The organism is Streptomyces sp. NPDC046866, from assembly GCF_040704625.1.
Taxonomy (GTDB): Bacteria; Actinomycetota; Actinomycetes; order Streptomycetales; family Streptomycetaceae; genus Streptomyces.
The window spans coordinates 101,032-123,656 of record NZ_JBEYXN010000003.1 but is presented as its reverse complement, the minus strand read 5'-3'; the positions used below and the strand labels follow the sequence as shown (position 1 = coordinate 123,656).

Below are 22,625 nucleotides of genomic sequence, written 5' to 3'. Positions count from 1 at the left end.
TCCCCGCGCAGGAAGGTACGTGTGTGAACGGGCCTCTCATCGTCCAGAGCGACAAAACCCTCCTTCTCGAGGTCGACCACGAGCTGGCCGGGGCCGCGCGGCGGGCCATTGCGCCGTTCGCCGAGCTGGAGCGGGCTCCCGAGCACATCCACACCTACCGGATCACCCCGCTCGGGCTGTGGAACGCGCGGGCTGCCGGGCACGATGCCGAGCAGGTCGTCGACGCGCTCGTGGAGTACTCCCGCTATCCCGTCCCGCACGCGCTGCTCGTCGACGTCGCCGAGACCATGGCGCGCTACGGCCGCCTGACGCTGTCCAAGCACCCCGCGCACGGGCTGGTGCTGACCAGCACCGACCGGCCGGTGCTCGAGGAGATCCTGCGGTCCAAGCGGATCACCCCCCTCGTCGGGGCCCGCGTCGATCCCGACACCGTGGTCGTGCACCCCTCCGAGCGCGGCCAGATCAAGCAGACCCTGCTCAAGCTCGGCTGGCCGGCCGAGGACCTCGCCGGGTACGTGGACGGCGAGGCCCACGCCATCGAGCTGGAGGAGGAGGGATGGGCGCTGCGGCCGTACCAGCGGCAGGCCGTCGAGGGGTTCTGGCACGGCGGCTCCGGGGTCGTCGTGCTGCCCTGCGGGGCCGGGAAGACGCTGGTCGGGGCCGGGGCGATGGCCATGGCGAAGGCGACCACGCTGATCCTGGTGACGAACACGGTGTCGGCGCGGCAGTGGAAGCACGAGCTCGTGCGGCGGACCTCGCTGACCGAGGACGAGATCGGCGAGTACAGCGGGACCCGGAAGGAGATCCGGCCCGTCACCATCGCGACGTACCAGGTGCTCACCACCAAGCGGAAGGGTGTGTATCCGCACCTGGAGCTGTTCGACTCCCGGGACTGGGGGCTGATCCTCTACGACGAGGTGCACCTGCTGCCGGCGCCGGTGTTCAAGTTCACCGCCGATCTGCAGGCCCGGCGGCGGCTCGGGCTGACGGCCACGCTGGTGCGCGAGGACGGGCGCGAGTCGGACGTGTTCTCGCTGATCGGGCCGAAGCGGTTCGACGCCCCGTGGAAGGAGATCGAGGCGCAGGGCTACATCGCCCCGGCCGACTGCGTCGAGGTGCGGGTCAACCTCACCGAGAGCGAGCGGCTCGCGTACGCGACCGCCGAGACCGAGGAGAAGTACCGGTTCTGCGCGACCACCGCGACCAAGCGGAAGGTCACCGAGGCGCTGGTGGCGAAGCACCGCGGCGAGCAGACCCTCGTCATCGGGCAGTACATCGACCAGCTCGACGAGCTCGGCGCGCACCTCGACGCCCCGGTCATCAAGGGCGAGACCTCCAACGCGCAGCGCGAGAAGCTCTTCGACGCGTTCCGGGAGGGCGAGATCAACGTGCTGGTGGTGTCGAAGGTGGCGAACTTCTCCATCGACCTGCCCGAGGCCACCGTGGCCATCCAGGTGTCCGGGACGTTCGGGTCGCGGCAGGAGGAGGCCCAGCGGCTGGGGCGGGTGCTGCGGCCGAAGGCCGACGGGCACGAGGCCCGCTTCTACTCCGTCGTCGCGCGCGACACCATCGACCAGGACTTCGCGGCGCACCGCCAGCGGTTCCTGGCCGAGCAGGGGTACGCCTACCGGATCATGGACGCCGACGAGCTGCTCGCCGGCAGCGGGGACGGGGCCGGGGCGGGGGCCGAAGAGGACTGACCGCCGGGCGCCGGTGCGCGGGGCCTGCGTACGAGGGCTGCCGCGCGGGTCGCGTACGCCAGGAGCGGGATCGACCAGACCCACAGGTGCGGCCAGTGCAGGAGCCGCTCCGGGCCGGCGCCCAGCAGCCGGGCCCCGTACGCGGCGGAGGCCTGCGGCAGGACCAGCAGGCCCAGCAGGGCGGTCCCGGCGAGGGCGGCGAGCGCGGTGAGCCCGGCCCGGATCCGGCCGGTGAGCAGGAGGTACGGGACGAGCACCGCCGGGACCAGGGTGGTCCCGGCGGCGGTGCCCAGGGCGAAGCCCTTGCCGAGGGCGGCGCGCGGCCGGGCCAGGTCCCACACGGCCAGGCAGGCGAGCGCCAGGTTGATCTGGCCCGGCAGCAGGCTCTGGAACAGGGGTTCCGCCCACAGCCCGGCGATGGTGGCGGCCAGGACGGGGACGGGCCGGGCCCGCAGGCCCGCGAGCCGGCAGGACAGCACGACCAGCAGGGCGAGCAGGGCTGCGTTGCCGAGGACGAAGACGGCCCTGAGCACGCCCGGCGGCAGCCACACGGCGGGGGTGAACAGGATCGCGGCGAAGGGCGGGTACGGGGAGGGCGGGCTCCCGTCGGCGTAGCCGGCTGCGCCGCCGTGGGCGAGGCCCTCGGTGAGGGACGCGACGAGGGCGTCGGCGAGCGGGATCCGTACGGCGATGCAGAGGACGCCCAGGGTGAGCAGCGCACCCGTGACCAGCACGGCGGCCGGTGACGGCCACGGGGTGGAGGCGGGACGGGGGCGGCGGGTCACGCGCGTGACCCTAGTGGATCATCGACGGGGCGCCGCCGGTATCCGGCCAGGGCGAACGGCCGTCGGCGTGCCGGCTCCGGGAGGGGTCAGCGGCGTCAGCGGCGTACGACGCCCGCGTCCTCGGCGTACTCGCCCAGGACGGCAACGCTCACGATCGCCGCGGCGAAGACCTTCGCGGCGCGCAGGGCGCTGCCGACGAGGTGGCGGGGGTGGGAGTCGGAGGTGGCGGTGGCGCCGCTCGGGCGGCCGCCGTGGACCGGGGTGAAGGTTGCGGTGCTCATGTGTCCATGGTGCGTCTGCGCCCCTTCGGGCGCATCGGTCCCGGGACGGAACCGCGGGGCCTTTCGGGTACGCCTGACGGCCCATGCCGACCCTGAGGGCTACCCCTGAGGTGGCTGGGGGATCCCTCGGGGGTCCCGGGTCGCTGCCGCATGGCGGTGCCAGCGGTCCCCCGGAAGACGCAGCCGCGGGGGCGGGGGAAATGCGGTCGCGCGGGGGCGGGGCGGTGACTACAATCTCCGCTCTTGCCGCCTCCCGCCGCCGTATCCGGGGAGAGCGCCTGCCGGTCGGAAACCGGCGGGCACCGTGCCATGCACCCGCGCACCGGCGCGCCCGTCGCGCCTGCCGCGTCCGACCCGTCGCAGACCAGCAGCTGGAGGCATTCCCGTGCCCGCGCACGCCCCCGTACCCGTTCCCGCACCCGTAGCCTCCGCGGATCCGTCCGCGTCCGCCGACCTGCCCGGCGGGAACCCGCTGGCGCGCGAGCAGGCGCACCTGGCGGCCTCCCGGGCCGCGCTGCGCGCCATGCGCGAGGACGTCGAGGCGCTCGACATCCGCGACGTCACCGCGAACTGGGTCAACGCGATCGTCCTCCAGGCCCAGATCGACGACCGGATCAAGGCGCTCGCCGACCTCGCGCACACCCCGCTGTTCTTCGGCCGCCTCGACTACCTGCACGCGCCCGGCGCGGAGCTCGCCGAGGGGGCGGAGGGCGAGCAGTTCTACATCGGCCGCCGGCACGTCCACGACGCCGACGGCGACCCGATGGTCATCGACTGGCGGGCGCCGGTCTCCCAGCCGTTCTACCGGGCGTCGAAGGCCGACCCGCAGAACGTCGCACTGCGCCGGCGGTTCGGGTACACCGGCGGGCAGTTGACGGCGTACGAGGACGAGCACCTCTCCGACCCGGGCGAGGCGGCCACCGTCAGCAAGCTGCTCCAGCAGGAGATCGAGCGGCCCCGCGTGGGTCCCATGCGGGACATCGTGGCGACGATCCAGCCCGAGCAGGACGAGATCGTCCGCTCGGGGCTGTCCGGGTCGGTGTGCGTGCAGGGCGGCCCCGGCACCGGGAAGACGGCGGTCGGCCTGCACCGGGTGGCGTACCTGCTGTACGCCCACCGCGAGCGGCTGGCCCGTACCGGCACGCTCGTCATCGGGCCGAACCGCTCCTTCCTGCACTACATCGAGCAGGTGCTGCCGGCGCTGGGCGAGCTGGAGGTCAAGCAGGCCACCGTCGAGGACCTCGTCTCGCGGGACGGGCTGGAGGTCCGCGGCACCGACCCGGCCGCCACCGCCGTGGTCAAGGGCGATGCCCGGATGGCGGAGGTGCTGCGGCGTGCGGTGCGCGCGCACATCACGCCGCCGCAGGAGGCGCTGATGGTCGTGCGCGGCTCGCGCCGGTGGCGGGTGCCCGCGTACGAGCTCCAGGAGATCGTGGCCGAGCTGCAGGCGCGGGACATGCGCTACGGGGCCGCCCGGGAGGCGCTGCCGCAGCGGATCGCGCACACCGTCCTCGTACGGATGGAGCAGGCGGGCGAGGCCCCGGACGACCGGGTCCAGGACGCGGTGGCGCGGAACGCGGCCGTGAAGGCGGCCGTCAAGGCGATCTGGCCGGCGGTGGACCCGGCGAAGCTGGTGCTGCGGCTGCTGTCGGACGCGGAGTTCCTGGCCGCGCACGCGGAGGGGGTGCTGAGCGCGGAGGAGCAGGAGCTGCTGCTGTGGCCGAAGCCGTGGCGGAGCGTGCGGGCGGCGAAGTGGTCGGCGGCCGACCTGGTGCTGATCGACGAGGCGGCGGACCTGGTCGAGCGGACGCACTCGCTCGGACACGTCGTCCTCGACGAGGCGCAGGACCTGTCGCCGATGCAGTACCGGGCGGTGGGGCGGCGCTGCACGACCGGCTCGGTGACGGTCCTGGGCGACCTGGCACAGGGGACCACGCCGTGGGCCACCCGTGACTGGGCACAGGCCCTGTCCCACCTGGGCAAGCCGGAGGCGGCGGTGGAGGAGCTGACGGCGGGCTTCCGCGTGCCGCGCGAGGTGATCGCGTACGCCTCGCGGCTGCTGCCGGAGATCGCGCCGGGGCTGGCGGCGGTGTCGTCGGTCCGGGAGGCGGCGGGATCGCTGGAGGTGGTGGCGGTCGACGATCTCGATGCGGCGGTGGTCGAGGCCTGCCGGGCCTCCCTCGAACGGGAGGGGTCGATCGGGCTGATCGCGGCCGATGCGCGGGTTCCGGAGCTGGAGGCGGCGCTGCGCGGGGCCGGGCTGGCGTGGCTGTCGCCGGGGCAGGAGACGACGGCGGAGGTGCGGTTGACGGTGGTGCCGGCTTCGCTGGCGAAGGGTCTGGAGTACGACTACGTCGTGCTCGACGAGCCGGCGGCCATCGTCTCGGGGGAGCCGGACGAGCGGACGGGGCTGCGCCGGCTGTACGTCTGCCTCACCCGAGCCGTCTCGGGCCTCACCGCCCTCCACCGCTCCCCCCTCCCCCCGCCCTTGTCAGCCTGACCGCCCCCCGGCCCGGCCCGGCCGCGGGGCTGGCTCGGCTCGGCCGGGCCCGGCGGCCGGCTGTGGAGCTGGGCGGCCGCTGCGCGGAGCCGATTCCCCACCCCGCCCCTTCCCGAAACCGGGGCCTGCGGCCCCGGCCCCGCCGGGTGCCCGGGCTCCGCCCGGCGCCCCGTTCCGGCCGCTCCGCGGGCGGTGCGCTCAAACGCGCGGGCTGGATCTGCCGCAGCCGCGGCTCCGGCACCCCACAGCCCCGCCGGCGTTTGAGGCGGGGGGCCGGGGCCCGGTCAGGAGAGGGCCGTGCGCCAGGAGTCGACTGCCGCGGCGGAGACGGGGTGGGTCCAGCCCGACGGGCGGGCGGCGCCGCCGATGTGGAAGGCGGTGATGCCGGCCGCCCGGAGCGCCGGCAGGTGGGACAGGGCCAGGCCGCCGCCGACCATCAGCTCGGCCGTGTAGCCCGGCTCGCCGCGCCGCGCCGCCTCCGCGACGAGGACCGGGATCCCCTCCTCCACGCCCCCCGCCGCCCCGGCCGTCAGGTACGTGTCCAGGCCGGGGAGGTCGGCCAGCGCCTTGCGCAGCTGGTCCCGGTCCGCGGCCCGGTCGACGGCCCGGTGGAACGTCCACCGGCAGCCCGCGAGCTCCCCCGCGACCGCCTCGATCGCGGCGAGGTCGGGACGGCCGTCCGGGGTCAGGAACCCGAGGACGAACTCCTCGGCCCCCTCGGCCCGCAGCGCCCGCGCCTGCGCGGCGAGCCGGTCCACCTCCTCCGCGGACCCGGCGGAGAACCCGTCCGCCGCCCGGAGCATCACGCGCAGCGGGATGTCGACCGCGGCCCGGATCGCCGCGAAGGTCTCGCGCGTCGGCGTGAGCCCGTCGGCGGCCATGTCGCTGACGAGCTCCAGCCGGTCCGCCCCACCGGCCCGGGCCGCGACCGCGTCCTCCACGTCGAGGGCGATCACCTCCAGGACTGCACGGTTGCTCATTGGGCCCACTCCTCGGGAAAGCCGAAGCTCTGAAGCTGCAGCGACAATAGGTCTAGTCCAATATCAGGGTACGGGGCCGCCCACCCCCGCACCAGCACCCGCACCCGCACCCGCACCCGCGCGTCACCCCACAATGTGGGTATGGCCCACACCCCCGAGCCCGAAGCGCACGCCCGCCTCCGCGCCCGCTGGCACGCCACCGCGGCCGCGGCCGGCGCCCCCGCCGGGCGGGACCCCGGCCCGTACGCCGACCGGCTGCTCGCCGCCTGGGCGGAGCCCCAGCGCCGGTACCACACCACCGCGCACCTGGCCGACGTCCTCGCCCGGATCGACGTCCTGGCCCCGTACGCCGCCGACCGCGCCGCCGTCGAGCTCGCCGCCTGGTTCCACGACGCCGTCTACCGCCCCGACCGCTCCGAGAACGAGGAGCGCAGCGCAGCCCTCGCCGAGCGCGCCCTGCGCGAACTCGGCATACCCGAGGAGCGCGTCGCCGAGGTCGCCCGCCTCGTCCGGCTCACCGTCACCCACGACCCAGCCCCGGGCGACACCGACGGCGAGGTCCTGTGCGACGCCGACCTGGCCGTACTGGCCGGCGAACCCGACGCGTACGCCGCGTACGCCACCGCCGTGCGCGCCGAGTACGGCTTCGTCCCGGACGACGCCTTCCGCACCGGCCGGGCCGCGGTACTGCGCCAACTGCTGGGCCTGCCCCGCCTCTTCCGCACCCCGTACGGCGCCGCGCACTGGGAGGCCCCGGCCCGCCGGAACCTCGCCGCCGAGCTCGCCGAGCTGACGGATCAGGAGGTCGGGGCTTGACCTCCGGGGAATAAAGATCCGCTTCCGGGGCGTTCGTGCCGCACATGCCCGAAGCACCCCGCCCGCGCCCCCGCCCCCGCATGCCCGTCGCCGTGTACGTCCTCGGCCTCGCCGTGTTCTCCCTCGGCACCAGCGAGTTCATGCTGTCCGGCCTGCTGCCGTCCATCGCCGGGGACATGGACGTGAGCATCCCGCGGGCGGGGCTGCTCATCTCCGCGTTCGCCGTCGGCATGGTCGTCGGCGCACCGCTGCTGGCCGTGGCCACGCTCCGGCTGCCGCGCCGCACCACCCTCGTCAGCCTCATCAGCCTCTTCGGTCTCGGGCAGGTCGCGGGCGCGCTGGCCCCCACGTACGCGTTCCTCTTCGCCTCCCGCGTGGTCTCCGCCCTCGCCTGCGCCGGCTTCTGGGCCGTCGGCGCGGCCGTCGCCATCGCCATGGTCGACCGGGACCAGCGCGCCCGCGCCATGGCCGTCATGATCGGCGGGCTGTCCATCGCCAACGTCCTCGGCGTCCCCGCCGGCGCCTTCCTCGGCGAACGGCTGGGCTGGCGCGCCGCGTTCTGGTCGGTCGGCGCGGCCTCCGCGATCGCCCTCGCCGGGATCCTGGCGCTGGTCCCGCGGATCCCGCTGCCCGCCGAGCGCCCCACCCTCCGGCGGGAGCTGCGCATCTACCGCGACCGGCAGGTGTGGCTCGCCGTCGGCATCACGGCCCTGGCCGCCGGCGGCGTCTTCTGCGCCTTCAGCTACCTCTCGCCGCTGCTCACCGAGGTGGCCGGACTCGATGCCGGGTGGGTGCCGTGGGTGCTCGCGCTGTTCGGGGCCGGCGCGCTGGCGGGCACCACCGCCGGCGGCCGGATCGCCGACGCGCACCTGTTCGGGGTGATGCTGTGGGGCATCACCGCCTCGTCCGCCTTCCTCGTGGCGCTGGCCCTGCTGGCTTCCGCGGCCGTGGCGGCCGTCGGCCTGTCGTTCCTGCTCGGCTTCTCGGCGTTCTTCACCGCGCCCGCGCTGAACGCCCGCATGTTCAACGTCGCCGGCGCCGCCCCCACCCTGGCCGGGGCCACCACCACGGCCGCCTTCAACCTCGGCAACACGGGCGGGCCCTGGCTCGGCGGCACCGTCATCGACGCCGGCCTCGGCTTCGAGGCCACCGCCTGGGCGGGCGCCGCCATGACGCTCACCGCGATCGCCCTCGGCCTCCTCGCCCTCCGCGCGGACCGCCGCACGCCGCCCCCGTCGAGCCGGGTGATCGCCTCCTCGGGCTCCTCGGCCTCCTCCGGCTCCTCTGCCGCCTCCGCCGCCTCGGCCTCCGCTCCGGCTCCGTCGGCGGCCGTCAGGAGTACGTGAACCCCTGCGAGCGCCCGGTCCCACCCGGGCCCCGGCCGCCCTGCCGGGACCCCCGTGCCGCCTACGCCGGGCGGTGTTTGGGGCGGCGGAGGCCTGCGGCCGTCAGGCGGTGGACCAGTTCCTTGCTGCCGACCTCCCGGGCGCCCGCCGCCACCGCGGCCGCGTAGCGGTGCTCGGGGACGTCGTAGTGGTCCCGCTCGAACGCCTTGCGGGGGCAGCCTATGGACTCCGCGAAGGCGTGCAGCTCCTCGTACGAGACGTCGCTGACCAGGTGCGACCACATGCGGCCGTGGCCCGGCCAGGTCGGCGGGTCGATGTAGAGCGTCACGGGCGGCTCACCGGCCGGGTCCGAGGACGGGTCCGAGGCCGCCCACCGCGGCGACCTTGACCCCCGCCTTGGCGCACACCCAGTGCGGGTCGGGACCCAATTCCGGCTCCACGTCCAGCGCGTGCGGGTCGCCGTGGGAGCAGACCGGGCACAGCGGCCAGCGCCCGTACTTCTCCAGCAGCGCGTCCTGCACGTCCTGGGCGACGAGCCCGGGGAGGTAGTCGACCCCCTCCGGCCACTGCTCCACCCACCACCGGCGGTGCGTGACCGAGTCCTCGACGAGGGAGACGACATCGGCCTCGGCGACCTCGCCCGCGACGAGATCGGCGAGGACGAGGGCACGGGCGGCGTGCAACGCCTGTTCCAGCGGGGTTGCGTGGTCCATGGGCCCATTGTCACCCCCTGCCGGGCGGGTGGCGAAGGCCTGCGAAGGCCCTCTTATGCCGTATTGACCCCATTCCGGCTCGAAAATAGATTTCAGGCATGAGCGACGAGGCGGAGGAAACTTTCAGTCCGGCGGTACCGCTCGGGACCCGCGTCCGCCGCCTCGCGCCCTCCATGACCCGCTCCGTGCACGCCGTCGCCGAGGCCGTCGCCGCCGATCCGGCGGGCTGCGCCCGGCTCACCGTCTCCGCGCTCGCCGCACACACCGGCACCAGCGAGGCCACCGTCGTGCGCACCGCCCGCCTGCTCGGCTACCCCGGCTACCGGGACCTGCGCCTGGCCCTGGCCGCGCTGGCCGCCCGCCAGGAGTCCGAGGAGCCGGTCGCCGCCCCGGCCCTCGGCGCGGACATAGCCGTCGACGACCCGCTGTCCGACGTCGTCGCCAAGCTGGCCCGGGAGGAGGCCCAGACCCTCGCGGACACCGCCGCCGGACTCGACGTGTCCGCGCTGGCCGCCGCCGTCACCGCGCTGGCGACCGCCGGCCGCATCGACGTCTACGGCGTCGGCGCCTCCGCCCTCGTCGCCCAGGACCTGGCCCAGAAGCTGCTGCGCATCGGCCTCATCGCGCACGCGCACAGCGACCCGCACGTGGCCGTCACGGGCGCCGTGCAGCTGCGTCCCGGTGATGCGGCCGTCGCGATCAGCCACTCCGGGGCCACGGGCGACGTGGTCGACTCCCTGCGCGCCGCCTTCGGGCGCGGCGCCACCACCGTCGCCGTCACCGGCCGGCCCGGCGGACCCGTCACCCGGTACGCCGACCTCGTGCTGGCCACGTCGGCCGCGCGCGAGACCCGGCTGCGGCCCGCCGCGATGTCCAGCCGGACCAGCCAGCTCCTCGTCGTGGACTGCCTCTTCGTCGGGGTCGCCCAGCAGACGTACGACCGGGCCGCCCCCGCGCTCGCCGCCTCGTACGAGGCCCTCGCCCCCCGCCGCCGAAACCCCCGCCAGGAGCCCCGACCGTGACCCTCCCGAAGACCGCCCCGGACGCCGTTCCGGACCCCGCGCTGCGCGCCCAGCTCGACACGCTGACCACCGAGGCCTTCCGGCCCGAGCTGGCCGGGATCGACCGGCTCGACACCCTGGAGCTCGCCCGGGTCATGAACGCCGAGGACGCCGCCGTCCCGGCCGCCGTCGCCGCCGAGCTCCCGCGGATCGCCGCCGCCATCGACGCCATCGCCGCCCGCATGGCCCGCGGCGGCCGCCTCGTGTACGCGGGCGCCGGCACCGCCGGCCGCATGGGCGTCCTCGACGCCAGCGAATGCCCGCCCACCTTCAACACCGCCCCCGGCCAGGTCGTCGGGCTGATCGCGGGCGGACCGTCCGCCATGGTGCAGGCCGTCGAGGGCGCCGAGGACTCCGCCGACCTGGCCGCCGAGGACCTCGCCGCGCTGGGACTGAACGCCGACGACTGCGTCATCGGCATCTCCGCCTCCGGCCGCACCCCGTACGCCGTCGGCGCCGTCACCCACGCCCGCCGCCGCGGCGCGCTGACCGTCGGCCTCTCCTGCAACGCCGGCTCCGCGCTCGCCGCCGCCGCCGAGCACGGCATCGAGGTCGTCGTCGGGCCGGAGCTGCTGACCGGCTCGACCCGCCTGAAGGCCGGCACCGCGCAGAAGCTCGTCCTCAACCTCGTCTCGACCATCACGATGATCCGGCTCGGGAAGACGTACGGGAACCTCATGGTCGACCTGCGCGCCTCCAACGAGAAGCTGCGCGCCCGCTCCCGCCGCATCGTCGCCCTGGCCACCGGCGCACCCGAGGAGGAGATCGAGGCCGCGCTCACCGCCACCGGCGGCGAGGTCAAGGCCGCGATCCTCGTCCTCCTCGGCGGGGTCGACGGCCCGGCCGCCGCCCGGCTGCTCACCGCCTCCGGCGGCCACCTGCGCGCCGCCCTCGCCCGGGCGGGCGCGGCCGCACCCTGACGGCGCCGCCCGCCTCCCACCCCGTACCGCACCCCTCAGCTCAGCTCCCGCCCCGTACCGCCCCCCGCTCCCGTCCCCGACGCAAGGCGATCCCCCCATGTCGACTGACCAGCACCGCGCCACGGCCGCCGCGATCCTCCCCCTCGTCGGCGGCCCGGACAACATCGGCTCGATCGCGCACTGCATGACCCGGCTGCGCATCGGCCTGCACGACCGCTCGCTCGTGGACGACGAGGCCCTGCGGGCGCTGCCCGCCGTACTGGGCGTCGTCGAGGACGACACGTACCAGATCGTGCTGGGGCCGGGGGCCGTCGCGCGCGTGACCCCGGAGTTCGAGGCGCTCGTCGCGGAAGGCCGACGGGGGACGCCGCCCGCCGCGCCACCAGCGACCGCGACCGCGCCCCCGCCCGCTGCCGAACCGGTGACGGCGCGGCAACTCGCCCAGCGGGGCGCCGCGTTGAAGGCGGCGCAGGCAGCGCGCAACGCGACCCCGGTCAAGCTGGCGCTGCGCCGCGTCGCGAACATCTTCGTCCCCCTCATCCCGGCGCTGATCGGCTGCGGCATCATCGCGGGCCTGAACGGCCTGCTCGTCAACACCGGCCGGCTGCCGGCCGTGGTGCCCGCGCTCGCCGCGATCGCGTCCGGCTTCATGTCCCTCATCGCCGTCTTCGTCGGGCTCAACACGGCCAAGGAGTTCGGCGGCACGCCCGTGCTCGGCGGCGCGGTCGCCGCGATCATCGTCTTCCCGGGCGTCGCGAAGATCGACGCGTTCGGCCACCACCTCGCCCCGGGCCAGGGCGGCGTGCTGGGCGCGCTGGCCGCCGCCCTCCTCGCCGTGCAGGTGGAGAAGTGGTGCCGCACCTGGGTCCCGGAGGCGCTGGACAGCCTGGTCACCCCGACCCTGACCGTCCTCGTCGCGGGCCTCGCCACGCTGTTCGGGCTGATGTTCGTCGCCGGCGCGGTCGCCTCCGCCATCGGGAGCTTCGCGACGTGGCTGCTGCAGTACGGCGGCGCGTTCGCCGGGCTGGTGCTGGGCGGGCTGTTCCTGCCGCTGGTCATGCTGGGCCTGCACCAGGCCCTGATCCCCATCCACACCACCCTCATCGAGCAGACCGGCCACACCGTCCTGCTGCCCATCCTCGCCATGGCGGGCGCCGGGCAGGTCGGCGCCGCCCTCGCCGTCTACTGCCGGCTGCCGCGGAACCGGTCGATCCGTACGACCGTCAAGTCGGCGCTCCCGGCCGGGCTCCTCGGCGTCGGGGAACCGCTGATCTACGGGGTGTCGCTGCCGCTCGGCCGGCCCTTCGTCACCGCCTGCGTCGGCGGCGCGGCGGGCGGTGCGTTCGTGGGCCTGTGCCACCAGCTCGGCATCGCCTTCGGCTCCACGGCCATCGGGCCCTCGGGCTGGGCCCTGTTCCCGCTGCTGGACGGCAGCTCGGGGATGGGGCTGACCGTCGCCGTGTACGCCGGCGGACTCGGGGTGGGCTACCTGGTCGGCTTCGCGGCCACGTACTTCTTCGGTCTCACGCGGCGGATGTTGACGGATCTGAACGCCGGCCCGGGGTCAATTCCGGCCACGGAACAACAGGCCAGCGAGGCCGCTATGGCGTAAATGTGGATCCGGCAGGGAGACTGCCCGCATGCAGCTCCCCGCCGAAGCCGTCGCCGCCACCGCCACCGTCGAGGTCGTCCGCCTCTCCGCTCGCCCCGAGCGCTACGGCGAGCCCGTCACCGGACCCGTCGTCAGCCGCTGGACCGGCCGCGAGGCCGCGGACTCCCTCCGGCTGATCTCCTCCATGGCGCCCGGCGAGGCGCGGCTGTGCTTCTCGCCGGGGTGGGGGATGCGTGCGTACGGCGCGGCCGGCGAGCTCCTGTTCGAGCTGATCTTCTGTTTCAGCTGCCACCACGGTTGGCTCTGGGGCCCCGCCGTCCCCGAGGAGCTGGCCTTCGACACCCTCTCCGGCAACACCGCCGAGGCGGAGGCGCTGCTCGCGCACTTCCGCGATGCCGCCTGACGATCGGCCGACCGAACGCCCCGCCCCTCCCCCTCGCCCGCGCCGTGCCGCCCCGCTGATCCCGCCTGACCCCGTGGTCCCGCCCACCCCGGTGATCCCGCCCGACCCGGTGGTCCCGCCTGACCGAGAGCGCAGGTCGGGGAGCTGCGCCCCTGCCTCCGTACGAAGTCCCGCCGTCCTGCGGCGCCCCCGCTCACCGCTGCGCGGAGCGGTTCCCCTCCCCGCCCCTTCCCGAAACCGGGACTCCGCCCCGGACCCCGCGCCTCAAACGCCGGCGGGGCTGGAGTGGCCGCGCGGCAGCAAATCCAGCCCGCGCGGCGTTTGAGCGCACCGGGCGCGAAGCGCCCGGGTCTTTCAGCCCCGCTGGCGTTTGAGGCGAGCGGGGGCCGGGGCAGCAGGACCCGGTTTCGGGAAGGGGCGGGGGAGGGGAACGGCTCCGCGCAGCGGCGCCCGCACCCTGCGGGGCGCCCTCCGCCACGCGGACGGCCGGCACGACGGACACCGCCACCGGTCGCCGCCCCGAAACCCCGGTCGGCCGTGGCCGCCGTGGCTGCCGTGGCCGCCACAACAGCCTATTTCCAGCCAGTCTCGGCGCGACCTGTGAACGCCCGTGAACGGACGACATCCGGCCAACGAATCGGTCCCGAGGGAGCGCGGGGGCGGGGTCACCAGCCGAGGACCGGGTCCACGTCGAAGATCGGGGGGAGGGTGCCGCCGGGGTCCAGGTTGACGAACGTACGGCCGTACAGGGCGATCGACTCGCCCATCGGAAGCCCCCTCAGGACGGTGGACTCCCCGGCGGGCCTGCCGGTGGCCGGGTCGAGGTGCCACAGGTGGGCGTACGCGCCCCGCGAGACCACGGCGATCCGCCCGGTCCGGCCGATGCCGAGGGCGCGGACCGAGCGGTCGTCGCCGAGGGGGCGCCGCCACAGCAGGCGGCCGTCCGTCAGGGAGTACGCGGCCAGCACCTCCCGCTTCTCCTGCTCGGGGGCCGGCGCGACGAGCACGTCGCCGAGGACCAGCCACCGCCGCCCCTCCCCGGCCGGGAGGTACGGCGCCTCCGCGGCCCCGGCGCCGCGCGGGCGGCCCCTGTCGTCGAACGCCAGCAGCCGTCCCGCGGCGACGACCGCGGCCGGGGCGGCCGACACCAGGCGCGGCGGATCGGTGCCGGCGGGGAGCGGGGCCTGCCAGGTGAGGGCGCCGGTACGGGCGTCCAGCACGAGCAGTGCGCTGCCCGACGCCGCGGAGCGGGCGAGGACCAGGACCCGGTCCGCGCCGGCCAGGACCTCGGCGGCGTCCGTGCGCCCGGGCAGCGGCGCGCGCCAGCGCTCGGTGCCGCCGCGCAGGTCGCGGGCGATCACGGCGTCCGCCGTTGCGGTCACGGCGAGGGAGCCGCCCGCGGACACCGCCGTCCCGGCGGGGTTCGGGACGTCGGCCGTCCAGCGTTGTTCGCCGGTGGTGATGTCCACCGCCACGAGGCGGCTGCCGCATGCGCCGCCGCCGGGCGCGGGGGCCGCGTACGCGAGGATCCCGGTGTGCTCGGGGGTCTGCGGGCTCATCGCGCACACCGCGCGGCCGTCCGCCGGAGCGCCGAGCCCCCAGCCATGGCGGCCTGCCCCGTCGTACGCGGTCACGCCGTCGGTGCGGACCCGGATCACGGCCCCGGTGTCCCGGTCTTCCCAGGAGCCCAGCGGCCTGCCCGCGGCCGGGCCTTCCGGGGCCTGGTAGCCGAAGAGGTCCATGTGCGGGCCGCGCAGCCAGGAGAAGCCGAGCCAGCCGGGCACCAGGGCGGCGAAGCCGATGACGGCGGCCGCGGCCCGGCCGCCGGCGGACCGGTAGGGGGACCGCCCCTTCAGGGCCGCCCGCCACAGCAGGCCGGCCGCGAACCCGGCGGCGAGCGTCCACAGCACCAGCCACCCCAGCCCGCGCGGGCAGCCGCCGGCGCTGCACGCAGCCTCGGCGGACACGTCCACGGCGGCCAGCTTCACGCTCAGCACGGCGTACAGCACGGCAACGGCGCTCACCGCGCAGGCAGCGGCCACCTGCAGGTGTCTTCCCATGATCCGGATCCCCTCCCCCGTCGGCCCCGCAGCCTAGCGCCGCCCCGGGGGCGAAAAGGCCTTGCGGGACCCGCCAGGGGGGGTTCTACGGTGGGCCGATGACCACTCGGATGATCATCCTCAACGGCGGATCGAGCGCAGGGAAGTCGGGGATCGCCCGGTGCCTGCAGGCGGTCCTGCCCGACCCGTGGCTCGTCCTCGGCACCGACACCCTCGTCGACGCCATGCCGGCGGCGATGCAGACCTCGGACGGCGGGATCGACTTCGCCGAGGACGGCGTGGTGAGCGTCGGGCCGGAGTTCCGGGAGCTGGAGGCCGCCTGGATCCGCGGGGTCGTCGCGATGGCCCGGGCGGGGGCCCGGATCGTGGTCGACGAGGTCTTCCTCGGCGGCGCGGCATCCCAGCAGCGGTGGCTGGAGGTCCTCGGCGACCTGGACGTCCTGTGGGTCGGCGTCCGCTGCGAGAGCGGGGTCGCGGCCGGGCGGGAGCTCGCCCGCGGGGACCGGATCGCGGGGATGGCCGCGTCCCAGGCGGACCTGGTGCACCAGGGCGTGGCGTACGACCTGGAGGTCGACACCACCCGCGCCGAGGCCCTGGCCTGCGCCCGCGCCATCGCCGCCCGCGTCCGCCGCTGACCGGCAGGGGACGGGGGTCGCGGCGGCGCGCCGCTACCTCCGGGCCGCCTCCACGAAGGCACGGATCAGGGTCGGGGACTTGACGCCGCGTTCGCTCTCGACGCCGCTGGAGACGTCCACGCCCCAGGCGCCGGTGGTCTGCACGGCCTCGCGGACGTTGCCCGGGTTCAGGCCGCCGGCCAGCAGCCAGTGGCCCTCCGGGGCGGTGAACTCCTGCGCGGCCCAGTTCCACGGCTTGCCGGAGCCGGGGTCGGGGGCGTCGATCAGGAGCAGGTCCTCCCCGTACTCCCCGCACCGCTCGACGCGCTGCGCGGTGGCCCGCAGCAGGGTGCGGCCCTCGGCGCGCAGGGCCTCGTAGTACTCCGGGCCCTCGTCCCCGTGCAACTGCACGCCCCGGACGCCGCTCTCCTCGGTCAGCCGCCGGACCTCTTCGACCGTCTGCCCGCGGAACACGCCGACGGTGAGCACCCCGTCCGGCACCCGGGCGGCCAGCTCCCGCGCCGCGGCGGCGCCGACCGTACGGGGGCTGGCGGGCGCGAAGACGAACCCGACGGCATCGGCCCCGGCGGCCACGGCCACGTCGACGTCGTGCGCGGTCTTCAGGCCGCAGATCTTGACGAAAAGGTCGTTCATCCCCCCAGTGAACCAAAGTCACCCGATCGGCGCGGACCCCTTCCGGGGACCGGGCACGGCGGCCGTTCCGCCCCTGACATCGCGCCGTTCCTCTTCCGGTTTCCCCAGGCGGAGCGCGGCTATGGGCCCGACCTCTTCGTGGCGGACGAGAGCGCCTTCGAGGCAGATGGCCGGCACGCGGACGCCGCCGCCCTGTCCCTGGTGGCCGAGTTCACCTCCGTATCCGCCAAGGACGCGGACGGGGAGGAGAAGCTGGAGGTGTACGGCCAGATGGTCCCCGTCTGCCTGGTCGTCGACATGCAGGAGTCGGAGGTCACCTGCTTTTCCGACCCCTCCGAGCACGGCGACCGCTCCCGCAGGACCGTGTCCTTCGGGAAGCCGCTGGAGGTGCCCGAGCCGTTCGGGTTCGAGCTCGACACCGCCGGGCTGGTGTAGCGGCGGCCCTGGCGCCCGGCCCGTACGACGCCCGAGGGCGGCACCCCCGCGATGGGGGTGCCGCCCTCGGTTCGAGAACAGCCGATCAGCCGGAAGGGGCCGATCAGAAGTCCATGTCACCGCCCGGCATGCCGCCCGGAGCGGCCGCGGCCTTCTCCGGCTTGTCGGCGATGACGGCCTCGGTGGTCAGGAACAGGGCCGCGATGGAGGCGGCGTTCTGCAGCGCGGAGCGGGTGACCTTGGCCGGGTCGATGATGCCCTCGGCGAGCATGTCGACGTACTCGCCGGTCGCGGCGTTCAGGCCGTGGCCGACGGGGAGGTTGCGGACCTTCTCCACGACGACGCCGCCCTCGAGACCGCCGTTGACGGCGATCTGCTTCAGCGGGGCCTCCAGGGCCAGCTTGACGGCGTTGGCACCGGTGGCCTCGTCGCCCTCCAGCTCCAGCTTCTCGAAGACGGCGGAGGCCTGCAGCAGGGCCACGCCACCACCGGCGACGATGCCCTCCTCGACGGCGGCCTTCGCGTTGCGGACGGCGTCCTCGATGCGGTGCTTGCGCTCCTTGAGCTCGACCTCGGTCGCGGCACCGGCCTTGATGACCGCCACGCCGCCGGCGAGCTTCGCGAGGCGCTCCTGCAGCTTCTCGCGGTCGTAGTCCGAGTCGGAGTTCTCGATCTCGGCGCGGATCTGGTTGACGCGACCCTGGACCTGGTCGCTGTCACCGGCACCGTCGACGATCGTGGTCTCGTCCTTGGTGATGACGACCTTGCGGGCGCGGCCGAGCAGGTCCAGGCCCGCGTTCTCGAGCTTGAGGCCGACCTCCTCGGAGATGACCGTGCCGCCCGTGAGGATGGCGATGTCGCCGAGCATGGCCTTGCGGCGGTCGCCGAAGCCCGGGGCCTTGACCGCGACGGAGCGGAAGGTGCCGCGGATCTTGTTGACGACCAGGGTCGACAGGGCCTCGCCCTCGACGTCCTCGGCGATGATCAGCAGCGGCTTGCCGGACTGCATGACCTTCTCCAGCAGCGGAAGGAGGTCCTTCACGTTGCTGACCTTGGAGTTGACGATCAGGATGTACGGGTCCTCCAGCGAGGCCTCCATACGCTCCATGTCGGTGGCGAAGTACGCCGAGATGTAGCCCTTGTCGAAGCGCATGCCCTCGGTGAGCTCCAGCTCCAGACCGAAGGTCTGGGACTCCTCGACGGTGATGACGCCTTCCTTGCCGACCTTGTCCATGGCCTCGGCGATGAGCTCGCCGATCTGGGTGTCGGCGGCGGAGATGGAGGCGGTCGAGGCGATCTGCTCCTTGGTCTCGACCTCCTTCGCCTGGTCCAGCAGGGCGCCGGAGACGGCCTCGACGGCCTTCTCGATGCCGCGCTTGAGGGCCATCGGGTTGGCACCGGCAGCCACGTTGCGCAGGCCCTCGCGGACGAGCGCCTGGGCGAGAACGGTGGCGGTGGTCGTACCGTCGCCGGCGACGTCGTCCGTCTTCTTGGCGACTTCCTTGACCAGCTCGGCGCCGATCTTCTCGTACGGGTCCTCGAGCTCGATCTCCTTGGCGATGGAGACACCATCGTTGGTGATCGTGGGGGCGCCCCACTTCTTCTCAAGGACGACGTTGCGACCCTTGGGGCCAAGGGTGACCTTGACGGCGTCGGCGAGCTGGTTCATGCCGCGCTCGAGACCGCGCCGGGCCTCCTCGTCGAACGCAATGATCTTGGCCATCTGAAGTGGTCCTCCAGGACTGGGGTTCCCCCTGCGCCGCAAGGCGCGCGGGGAGGGTGGATTGCTCCGGACCGCGCCTGCGCCCGCGACGGACGGCCTGCGTGCCCGGCGGTTCCTTCCCGCCGGACCCTGCGGGCCTCACCGACCCGGTCCCGTGTAGTAGCACTCTCACTCGGAGAGTGCTAACGCCAATGATTAGCACTCGGCCTCCTCGAGTGCAAGCGGCTTCGCGCCATCACGGACCGGCGGGGCGCACGCCCGGCGTCCGCGGCGCGACCCGGCGCGCTCGTGACGCCCCGTCCGCGACACCTCGCCGCCGTGCCGCGCGGGCACGACGAAGGGCCCGCACCCCTCCTCCGGGATGCGGGCCCTTCGTGTATGCGTCGGTGGTCGACCGCGCCGGGCTTAGACGGCGAGCTTGACCATGTCCGCCTGCGGACCCTTCTGGCCCTGCGAGATCTCGAACTCGACCCGCTGACCCTCTTCAAGGGTGCGGTACCCGTCCATCTGGATGGCGCTGTAGTGGACGAACACATCCGCACCACCGTCGACCGCGATGAAGCCGTAGCCCTTCTCCGCGTTGAACCACTTGACGGTGCCCTGAGCCATGCCTAACTCCCCTATTACTGGCCCTTGCGCAGGACCGCACTTCGCGGTCCCGGGTCAGAACTTGCGCCGGAACGCCTCGACCGCGGCTGAATGTATCTGCACCGGTGCTGTCTGCAACAGGTCAATCCGACGAGAATTCTGGTCACACGGAAATCGCAAAATGAGATGAAAATTTGGCATTTACCCGGGCAACTCGGACCCGGCATATCACGCCAAAGCCCCATACCGCGCGCGCACATTGACTCAATGTCAACCCTCACGCGACCCGTTCATATGCGGCGGGCAAGAACAGCGGAGGGGACTTCCCCAACTCTACCGCGCCCAACCAAGCAGAATTGCCCCCTCCGCTTAATGCCGGAGGGGGCAATTCTGGGGTGCGCACTTCAGGCGCCGACCTCAGCAGCCGCCCGCGACCGCCGGGATGATCGAGACGCCCGCACCGTCCGGCGTCGCCGCCTCCAGGCCGCCTTCGAAGCGCACGTCGTCGTCGTTGACGTAGACGTTCACGAAGCGGCGCAGCTTGCCCTGGTCGTCCAGGACGCGGGCGGCGATGCCCGGGTGGTTCGCCTCCAGCGAGGCGATGACCTCGGCCAGCGTGGCGCCCTCGGCGGGCACCTCGGCCCGGCCGCCGGTGTAGGTGCGCAGGATGGTGGGGATGCGGACGTTGACGCTCATGGCGCTACTGCCTTTCCGGAAGTGCGGGGAGGGTGGTCAGGCCAGGCCGGCGGCGCGGAACGCGTCCAGGCTCGGGCGGATGGTGGCGGTCTGGCCGCTGTCGGCGGCCACCGCCTCCAGGGTCTTCAGGCCGTCGCCGGTGTTGAGGACCACGGTGGTCAGCGACGGGTCGAGGCGGCCGTCCTCGATGAGCTTCTTCGTCACGCCGACGGTCACGCCGCCCGCGGTCTCGGCGAAGATGCCCTCGGTCCGGGCGAGGATCTTGATGGCCTCGACGACCTGCTCGTCGGTCACGTCCTCGACGTAGCCGCCGGTGCGCCGGGCGATGTCCAGCACGTACGGGCCGTCGGCCGGGTTGCCGATCGCGAGGGACTTGGCGATGGTGTTCGGCTTCTGCGGGCGGACCACGTCGTGGCCGGCCTTGAAGGCCGTGGACACCGGGGAGCAGCCCTCGGCCTGGGCGCCGAAGATCTTGTACGGCTTGTCCTCGACCAGACCCAGCTTGATCAGCTCCTGGAGCCCCTTGTCGATCTTCGTGAGCTGGGAGCCGGAGGCGATCGGGATGACGATCTGGTCGGGCAGCTGCCAGCCGAGCTGCTCGCAGATCTCGTACGCCAGCGTCTTGGATCCCTCGCCGTAGTAGGGGCGCAGGTTCACGTTGACGAAGCCCCAGCCCTCGCCCAGCGGGTCGCCGATGAGCTCGGAGCAGAAGCGGTTCACGTCGTCGTAGTTGCCCTCGATGCCGACCAGGTCGCCGCCGTACACGCCGGCCATGACGACCTTGCCCTGCTCCAGGTCGTGCGGGATGAACACGCAGGAGCGGAATCCGGCCCGGGCGGCCGCGGCGCCGACGGCGCCGGCCAGGTTGCCGGTGGAGGAGCAGGACAGGGTGGTGAAGCCGAAGGCGCGGGCGGCCTCGACGGCGATCGCGACGACGCGGTCCTTGAAGGAGTGCGTCGGGTTGCCGGAGTCGTCCTTGACGTACAGCTTGCCGGTGACGCCGAGCTCCTTGGCGAGGTTCTCGGCGTCGACGAGCTTGGTGAAGCCGGGGTTCAGGCTCGGCTTGGCGGCCACGTCCGCGGGGACCGGCAGCAGCGGGGCGTAGCGCCAGATGTTGTTCGGGCCGGCCTCGATCGCGGCGCGCAGGGCCTCGACGTCCGCGGCGGAGCCGGTGGCGGGCAGCTCGTACGCGACCTCCAGCGGGCCGAAGCACTCGACGCAGGCGAAGACGGGGCCGAGCTCGAAACGGGTACCGCACTCCCGACAGGACAGGGCCGAGGCGGGTCCGAGATCGACGGCCGGCGCAGCAGCGGAGGTTCCGGCGGCAGGGGTGGCAACGGTCTGTGCAGCCATGATGGCGAGGCCCTTTCTCCTCATCTTCCCCATGGCGCATTTCGCCATGAGACGGAATTGGCACCTTCCCTAGCCGGGGACCTCGCTGCTGCTGCACGCAGTCGCGGGAAACCGACTGGAGGGTTGCCGGGGCTTCAACGGGCCGTGTCCCTCTGCCCCTCTGGATGAGCGGTATGGCGCCGGGCCGCGCGCTGTGCGGCGCGCCCGGGCATTTGTCGGCGGGACCCCCGGCATGCGGCGGTCCTTCGCGTTGTTCAAGACTGTAACCGAAGGCTCGGACGGTTGAGACAGCTGTCCGAAGCGCGAGATGGATCACTTTTCGGCCAAAACGGCCGGGGGACGGGCCGAAGGAAGCAGGAGTGCCGAAGGTGCTGGAAGAGGTGGAGCGCTGGCTGGCGGACCGCTCCTGGTCCGTGGCCGACCGGCCGCTCGACCGGCTGCTCGCCGTGAAGCGGGCGACGGGGACGACGGTCAGCGTCGTGCTGCCCGCGCTCGACGAGGAGGCCACCGTCGGCGCCATCGTCGAGGTCATCCGGCGCGATCTGATCGACGGGCGCGCCGCGCCGCTCGTGGACGAGCTGGTCGTGGTGGACTCCGGCTCCACCGACCGGACCGCCGAGGTCGCCGCCGCGGCCGGCGCCCGCGTGGTGCACCGCGACGAGATCCTGCCGCGGATCCCGGCGGTTCCCGGCAAGGGCGAGGTGCTGTGGCGCTCGCTGCTGGCCACCACCGGCGACATCGTCTGCTTCGTCGACGCCGACCTGCGGGACTTCTCCTCCGCCTTCGTCACCGGGATCGTCGGCCCGCTGCTGACCGAGCCGGACGTGCAGTTCGTCAAGGCCATGTACGACCGCCCGCTCGGGGACGCCCCCGGCCAGGGCGGCCGGGTCACCGAGCTCGTCGCGCGCCCGCTGCTCAACCTGCACTGGCCGCAGCTGGCCGGGTTCGTGCAGCCGCTGGGCGGGGAGTACGCGGTCCGCCGCTCCCTGCTGGAGCGCCTGCCCTTCCCCGTCGGCTACGGCGTGGAGCTCGGCCTGCTGGTCGACGCGCTGCACGCGGTGGGGCTCGACGCGCTCGCGCAGGTGGACGTCGGCGTACGGCTCCACCGCCATCAGGACGGGCAGGCGCTGGGCCGGATGGCCGCCGCGATCTACCGCACGGCGCAACAGCGGCTCTCCCGCGGCCACTCCCCCGGCCACCGCTGGGGGTACCCCCCGGTGCGGCCGGCGCTGACGCAGTTCGAGCGCGGGCCGGACGGGTTCGTACCGCGCACGCACGCCGTGGACACCGAGGAGCGGCCGCCCATGCTGGAGGTCAAGGAGTACACGGGCCGACGGGTCGCCTGACGCGGTCCCACGCCCGCTCACGGCTCGCGCACGGCCCCG

At 74.1% G+C, this 22,625-nt stretch carries 22 protein-coding genes and 1 riboswitch; of the genes, 11 read left to right on the top strand and 11 right to left on the bottom strand.

Annotated elements, in window-relative coordinates:
- Window positions 1-23 precede the first annotated feature (23 nt).
- Entirely contained in the window at window positions 24-1,700 is a 1,677-nt protein-coding gene (locus AB0953_RS06525; RefSeq protein ID WP_366858298.1) for a DNA repair helicase XPB, read from the top strand.
- Here the strand turns inward: AB0953_RS06525 and AB0953_RS06520 are convergent.
- Together AB0953_RS06520 and AB0953_RS06515 are read right to left on the bottom strand one after the other, a co-directional pair.
- The gene (locus AB0953_RS06520) at window positions 1,625-2,485 is read right to left on the bottom strand and encodes a glycosyltransferase 87 family protein (protein ID WP_366858297.1); all 861 of its coding nucleotides are present in this window, start codon (window positions 2,483-2,485) and stop codon (window positions 1,625-1,627) included. The genes AB0953_RS06525 and AB0953_RS06520 overlap by 76 nt on opposite strands.
- 95 nt (window positions 2,486-2,580) lie before the next feature.
- Window positions 2,581-2,766 (bottom strand): hypothetical protein, encoded by a 186-nt coding sequence (locus AB0953_RS06515; RefSeq protein ID WP_366858296.1) that lies wholly within the window; start codon window positions 2,764-2,766, stop codon window positions 2,581-2,583.
- A 523-nt stretch (window positions 2,767-3,289) separates the two neighbouring features.
- Here AB0953_RS06515 and AB0953_RS06510 point away from each other — a divergent pair.
- Window positions 3,290-5,266 carry an AAA family ATPase gene (locus AB0953_RS06510; RefSeq protein ID WP_366858602.1) on the top strand — a complete coding sequence of 659 codons (1,977 nt, stop codon included), beginning with the start codon at window positions 3,290-3,292 and terminating at the stop codon, window positions 5,264-5,266.
- A gap of 284 nt (window positions 5,267-5,550) precedes the next feature.
- Here AB0953_RS06510 and AB0953_RS06505 read toward each other — a convergent pair whose 3' ends face one another.
- A complete protein-coding gene (locus tag AB0953_RS06505) occupies window positions 5,551-6,246 on the bottom strand; it encodes a copper homeostasis protein CutC (protein WP_366858295.1) in 696 nt (231 codons plus the stop codon).
- A gap of 141 nt (window positions 6,247-6,387) precedes the next feature.
- On the opposite strand from AB0953_RS06505, the gene AB0953_RS06500 reads away from it, so the two are divergent.
- Window positions 6,388-7,062, top strand: a complete 675-nt coding sequence (locus AB0953_RS06500; RefSeq protein ID WP_366858294.1) for a hypothetical protein — start codon at window positions 6,388-6,390, stop codon at window positions 7,060-7,062.
- Window positions 7,063-7,142: 80 nt separating this feature from the next.
- Window positions 7,143-8,408: a Cmx/CmrA family chloramphenicol efflux MFS transporter gene (locus tag AB0953_RS06495; RefSeq protein ID WP_366858601.1), complete on the top strand. Its 1,266-nt coding sequence runs from the start codon at window positions 7,143-7,145 to the stop codon at window positions 8,406-8,408.
- Between the two features lie 61 nt (window positions 8,409-8,469).
- Here AB0953_RS06495 and AB0953_RS06490 read toward each other — a convergent pair whose 3' ends face one another.
- A complete protein-coding gene (locus AB0953_RS06490) occupies window positions 8,470-8,736 on the bottom strand; it encodes a DUF4031 domain-containing protein (protein WP_366858293.1) in 267 nt (88 codons plus the stop codon).
- A gap of 7 nt (window positions 8,737-8,743) precedes the next feature.
- Window positions 8,744-9,121, bottom strand: coding sequence for a hypothetical protein (locus tag AB0953_RS06485; protein WP_366858292.1), 378 nt, complete (start codon window positions 9,119-9,121; stop codon window positions 8,744-8,746).
- Between the two features lie 98 nt (window positions 9,122-9,219).
- On the opposite strand from AB0953_RS06485, the gene AB0953_RS06480 reads away from it, so the two are divergent.
- The 4 genes from AB0953_RS06480 (at window position 9,220) to AB0953_RS06465 (ending at window position 13,117) form a co-directional block, all read left to right on the top strand.
- A complete protein-coding gene (locus tag AB0953_RS06480) occupies window positions 9,220-10,143 on the top strand; it encodes a MurR/RpiR family transcriptional regulator (protein WP_366858291.1) in 924 nt (307 codons plus the stop codon).
- A complete protein-coding gene (gene murQ, locus AB0953_RS06475; RefSeq protein WP_366858290.1) occupies window positions 10,140-11,102 on the top strand; it encodes an N-acetylmuramic acid 6-phosphate etherase in 963 nt (320 codons plus the stop codon). Before AB0953_RS06480 ends, murQ begins: the two co-directional genes overlap by 4 nt.
- Before the next feature lie 97 nt (window positions 11,103-11,199).
- Window positions 11,200-12,714: a PTS transporter subunit EIIC gene (locus tag AB0953_RS06470; RefSeq protein ID WP_366858289.1), complete on the top strand. Its 1,515-nt coding sequence runs from the start codon at window positions 11,200-11,202 to the stop codon at window positions 12,712-12,714.
- A gap of 28 nt (window positions 12,715-12,742) precedes the next feature.
- Entirely contained in the window at window positions 12,743-13,117 is a 375-nt protein-coding gene (locus tag AB0953_RS06465; RefSeq protein ID WP_366858288.1) for a hypothetical protein, read from the top strand.
- A gap of 665 nt (window positions 13,118-13,782) precedes the next feature.
- On the opposite strand, the gene AB0953_RS06460 is transcribed toward AB0953_RS06465, so the two are convergent.
- Entirely contained in the window at window positions 13,783-15,177 is a 1,395-nt protein-coding gene (locus AB0953_RS06460) for a PQQ-binding-like beta-propeller repeat protein (RefSeq protein ID WP_366858287.1), read from the bottom strand.
- 98 nt (window positions 15,178-15,275) lie between these two features.
- On the opposite strand from AB0953_RS06460, the gene cpt reads away from it, so the two are divergent.
- A complete protein-coding gene (gene cpt, locus AB0953_RS06455; protein WP_366858286.1) occupies window positions 15,276-15,812 on the top strand; it encodes a chloramphenicol phosphotransferase CPT in 537 nt (178 codons plus the stop codon).
- Window positions 15,813-15,845: 33 nt separating this feature from the next.
- Here cpt and AB0953_RS06450 read toward each other — a convergent pair whose 3' ends face one another.
- A complete protein-coding gene (locus AB0953_RS06450; RefSeq protein WP_366858285.1) occupies window positions 15,846-16,445 on the bottom strand; it encodes a phosphoribosylanthranilate isomerase in 600 nt (199 codons plus the stop codon).
- On the opposite strand from AB0953_RS06450, the gene AB0953_RS06445 reads away from it, so the two are divergent.
- Complete coding sequence (locus AB0953_RS06445; RefSeq protein ID WP_366858284.1) at window positions 16,401-16,880, top strand: Uma2 family endonuclease; 480 nt, start codon at window positions 16,401-16,403, stop codon at window positions 16,878-16,880. The two genes, AB0953_RS06450 and AB0953_RS06445, sit on opposite strands and share 45 nt — an antisense overlap.
- Window positions 16,881-16,983: 103 nt before the next feature.
- On the opposite strand, the gene groL is transcribed toward AB0953_RS06445, so the two are convergent.
- From groL to thrC, 4 genes are all read right to left on the bottom strand, one after another.
- Window positions 16,984-18,603, bottom strand: a complete 1,620-nt coding sequence (gene groL / locus AB0953_RS06440) for a chaperonin GroEL (RefSeq protein WP_362176449.1) — start codon at window positions 18,601-18,603, stop codon at window positions 16,984-16,986.
- Window positions 18,604-19,008: 405 nt separating this feature from the next.
- Entirely contained in the window at window positions 19,009-19,212 is a 204-nt protein-coding gene (locus AB0953_RS06435) for a cold-shock protein (protein ID WP_005315736.1), read from the bottom strand.
- Window positions 19,213-19,608: 396 nt separating this feature from the next.
- The gene (locus AB0953_RS06430; protein ID WP_366858283.1) at window positions 19,609-19,887 is read right to left on the bottom strand and encodes a MoaD/ThiS family protein; all 279 of its coding nucleotides are present in this window, start codon (window positions 19,885-19,887) and stop codon (window positions 19,609-19,611) included.
- Window positions 19,888-19,923: 36 nt separating this feature from the next.
- Complete coding sequence (thrC, locus tag AB0953_RS06425) at window positions 19,924-21,240, bottom strand: threonine synthase (RefSeq protein WP_366858282.1); 1,317 nt, start codon at window positions 21,238-21,240, stop codon at window positions 19,924-19,926.
- Window positions 21,241-21,257: 17 nt separating this feature from the next.
- Window positions 21,258-21,411, bottom strand: a riboswitch (SAM riboswitch).
- A 197-nt stretch (window positions 21,412-21,608) separates the two neighbouring features.
- On the opposite strand from thrC, the gene AB0953_RS06420 reads away from it, so the two are divergent.
- The gene (locus AB0953_RS06420) at window positions 21,609-22,586 is read left to right on the top strand and encodes a glucosyl-3-phosphoglycerate synthase (protein ID WP_366858600.1); all 978 of its coding nucleotides are present in this window, start codon (window positions 21,609-21,611) and stop codon (window positions 22,584-22,586) included.
- Window positions 22,587-22,625 lie beyond the last annotated feature (39 nt).

Excerpts from the sequence above, each read along its gene's own strand:
- cpt (WP_366858286.1), top strand. The coding sequence starts at position 15,276 with ATGACCACTCGGATGATCATCCTCAACGGCGGATCGAGCGCAGGGAAG.
- AB0953_RS06435 (WP_005315736.1), bottom strand. The coding sequence starts at position 19,212 with ATGGCTCAGGGCACCGTCAAGTGGTTCAACGCGGAGAAGGGCTACGGC.
- AB0953_RS06500 (WP_366858294.1), top strand. The coding sequence starts at position 6,388 with ATGGCCCACACCCCCGAGCCCGAAGCGCACGCCCGCCTCCGCGCCCGC.
- thrC (WP_366858282.1), bottom strand. The coding sequence starts at position 21,240 with ATGGCTGCACAGACCGTTGCCACCCCTGCCGCCGGAACCTCCGCTGCT.
- AB0953_RS06485 (WP_366858292.1), bottom strand. The coding sequence starts at position 9,121 with ATGGACCACGCAACCCCGCTGGAACAGGCGTTGCACGCCGCCCGTGCC.
- AB0953_RS06450 (WP_366858285.1), bottom strand. The coding sequence starts at position 16,445 with ATGAACGACCTTTTCGTCAAGATCTGCGGCCTGAAGACCGCGCACGAC.
- AB0953_RS06470 (WP_366858289.1), top strand. The coding sequence starts at position 11,200 with ATGTCGACTGACCAGCACCGCGCCACGGCCGCCGCGATCCTCCCCCTC.
- AB0953_RS06430 (WP_366858283.1), bottom strand. The coding sequence starts at position 19,887 with ATGAGCGTCAACGTCCGCATCCCCACCATCCTGCGCACCTACACCGGC.
- AB0953_RS06505 (WP_366858295.1), bottom strand. The coding sequence starts at position 6,246 with ATGAGCAACCGTGCAGTCCTGGAGGTGATCGCCCTCGACGTGGAGGAC.
- AB0953_RS06510 (WP_366858602.1), top strand. The coding sequence starts at position 3,290 with ATGCGCGAGGACGTCGAGGCGCTCGACATCCGCGACGTCACCGCGAAC.
- AB0953_RS06465 (WP_366858288.1), top strand. The coding sequence starts at position 12,743 with ATGCAGCTCCCCGCCGAAGCCGTCGCCGCCACCGCCACCGTCGAGGTC.
- AB0953_RS06515 (WP_366858296.1), bottom strand. The coding sequence starts at position 2,766 with ATGAGCACCGCAACCTTCACCCCGGTCCACGGCGGCCGCCCGAGCGGC.
- AB0953_RS06460 (WP_366858287.1), bottom strand. The coding sequence starts at position 15,177 with ATGGGAAGACACCTGCAGGTGGCCGCTGCCTGCGCGGTGAGCGCCGTT.
- AB0953_RS06480 (WP_366858291.1), top strand. The coding sequence starts at position 9,220 with ATGAGCGACGAGGCGGAGGAAACTTTCAGTCCGGCGGTACCGCTCGGG.
- AB0953_RS06495 (WP_366858601.1), top strand. The coding sequence starts at position 7,143 with ATGCCCGTCGCCGTGTACGTCCTCGGCCTCGCCGTGTTCTCCCTCGGC.
- groL (WP_362176449.1), bottom strand. The coding sequence starts at position 18,603 with ATGGCCAAGATCATTGCGTTCGACGAGGAGGCCCGGCGCGGTCTCGAG.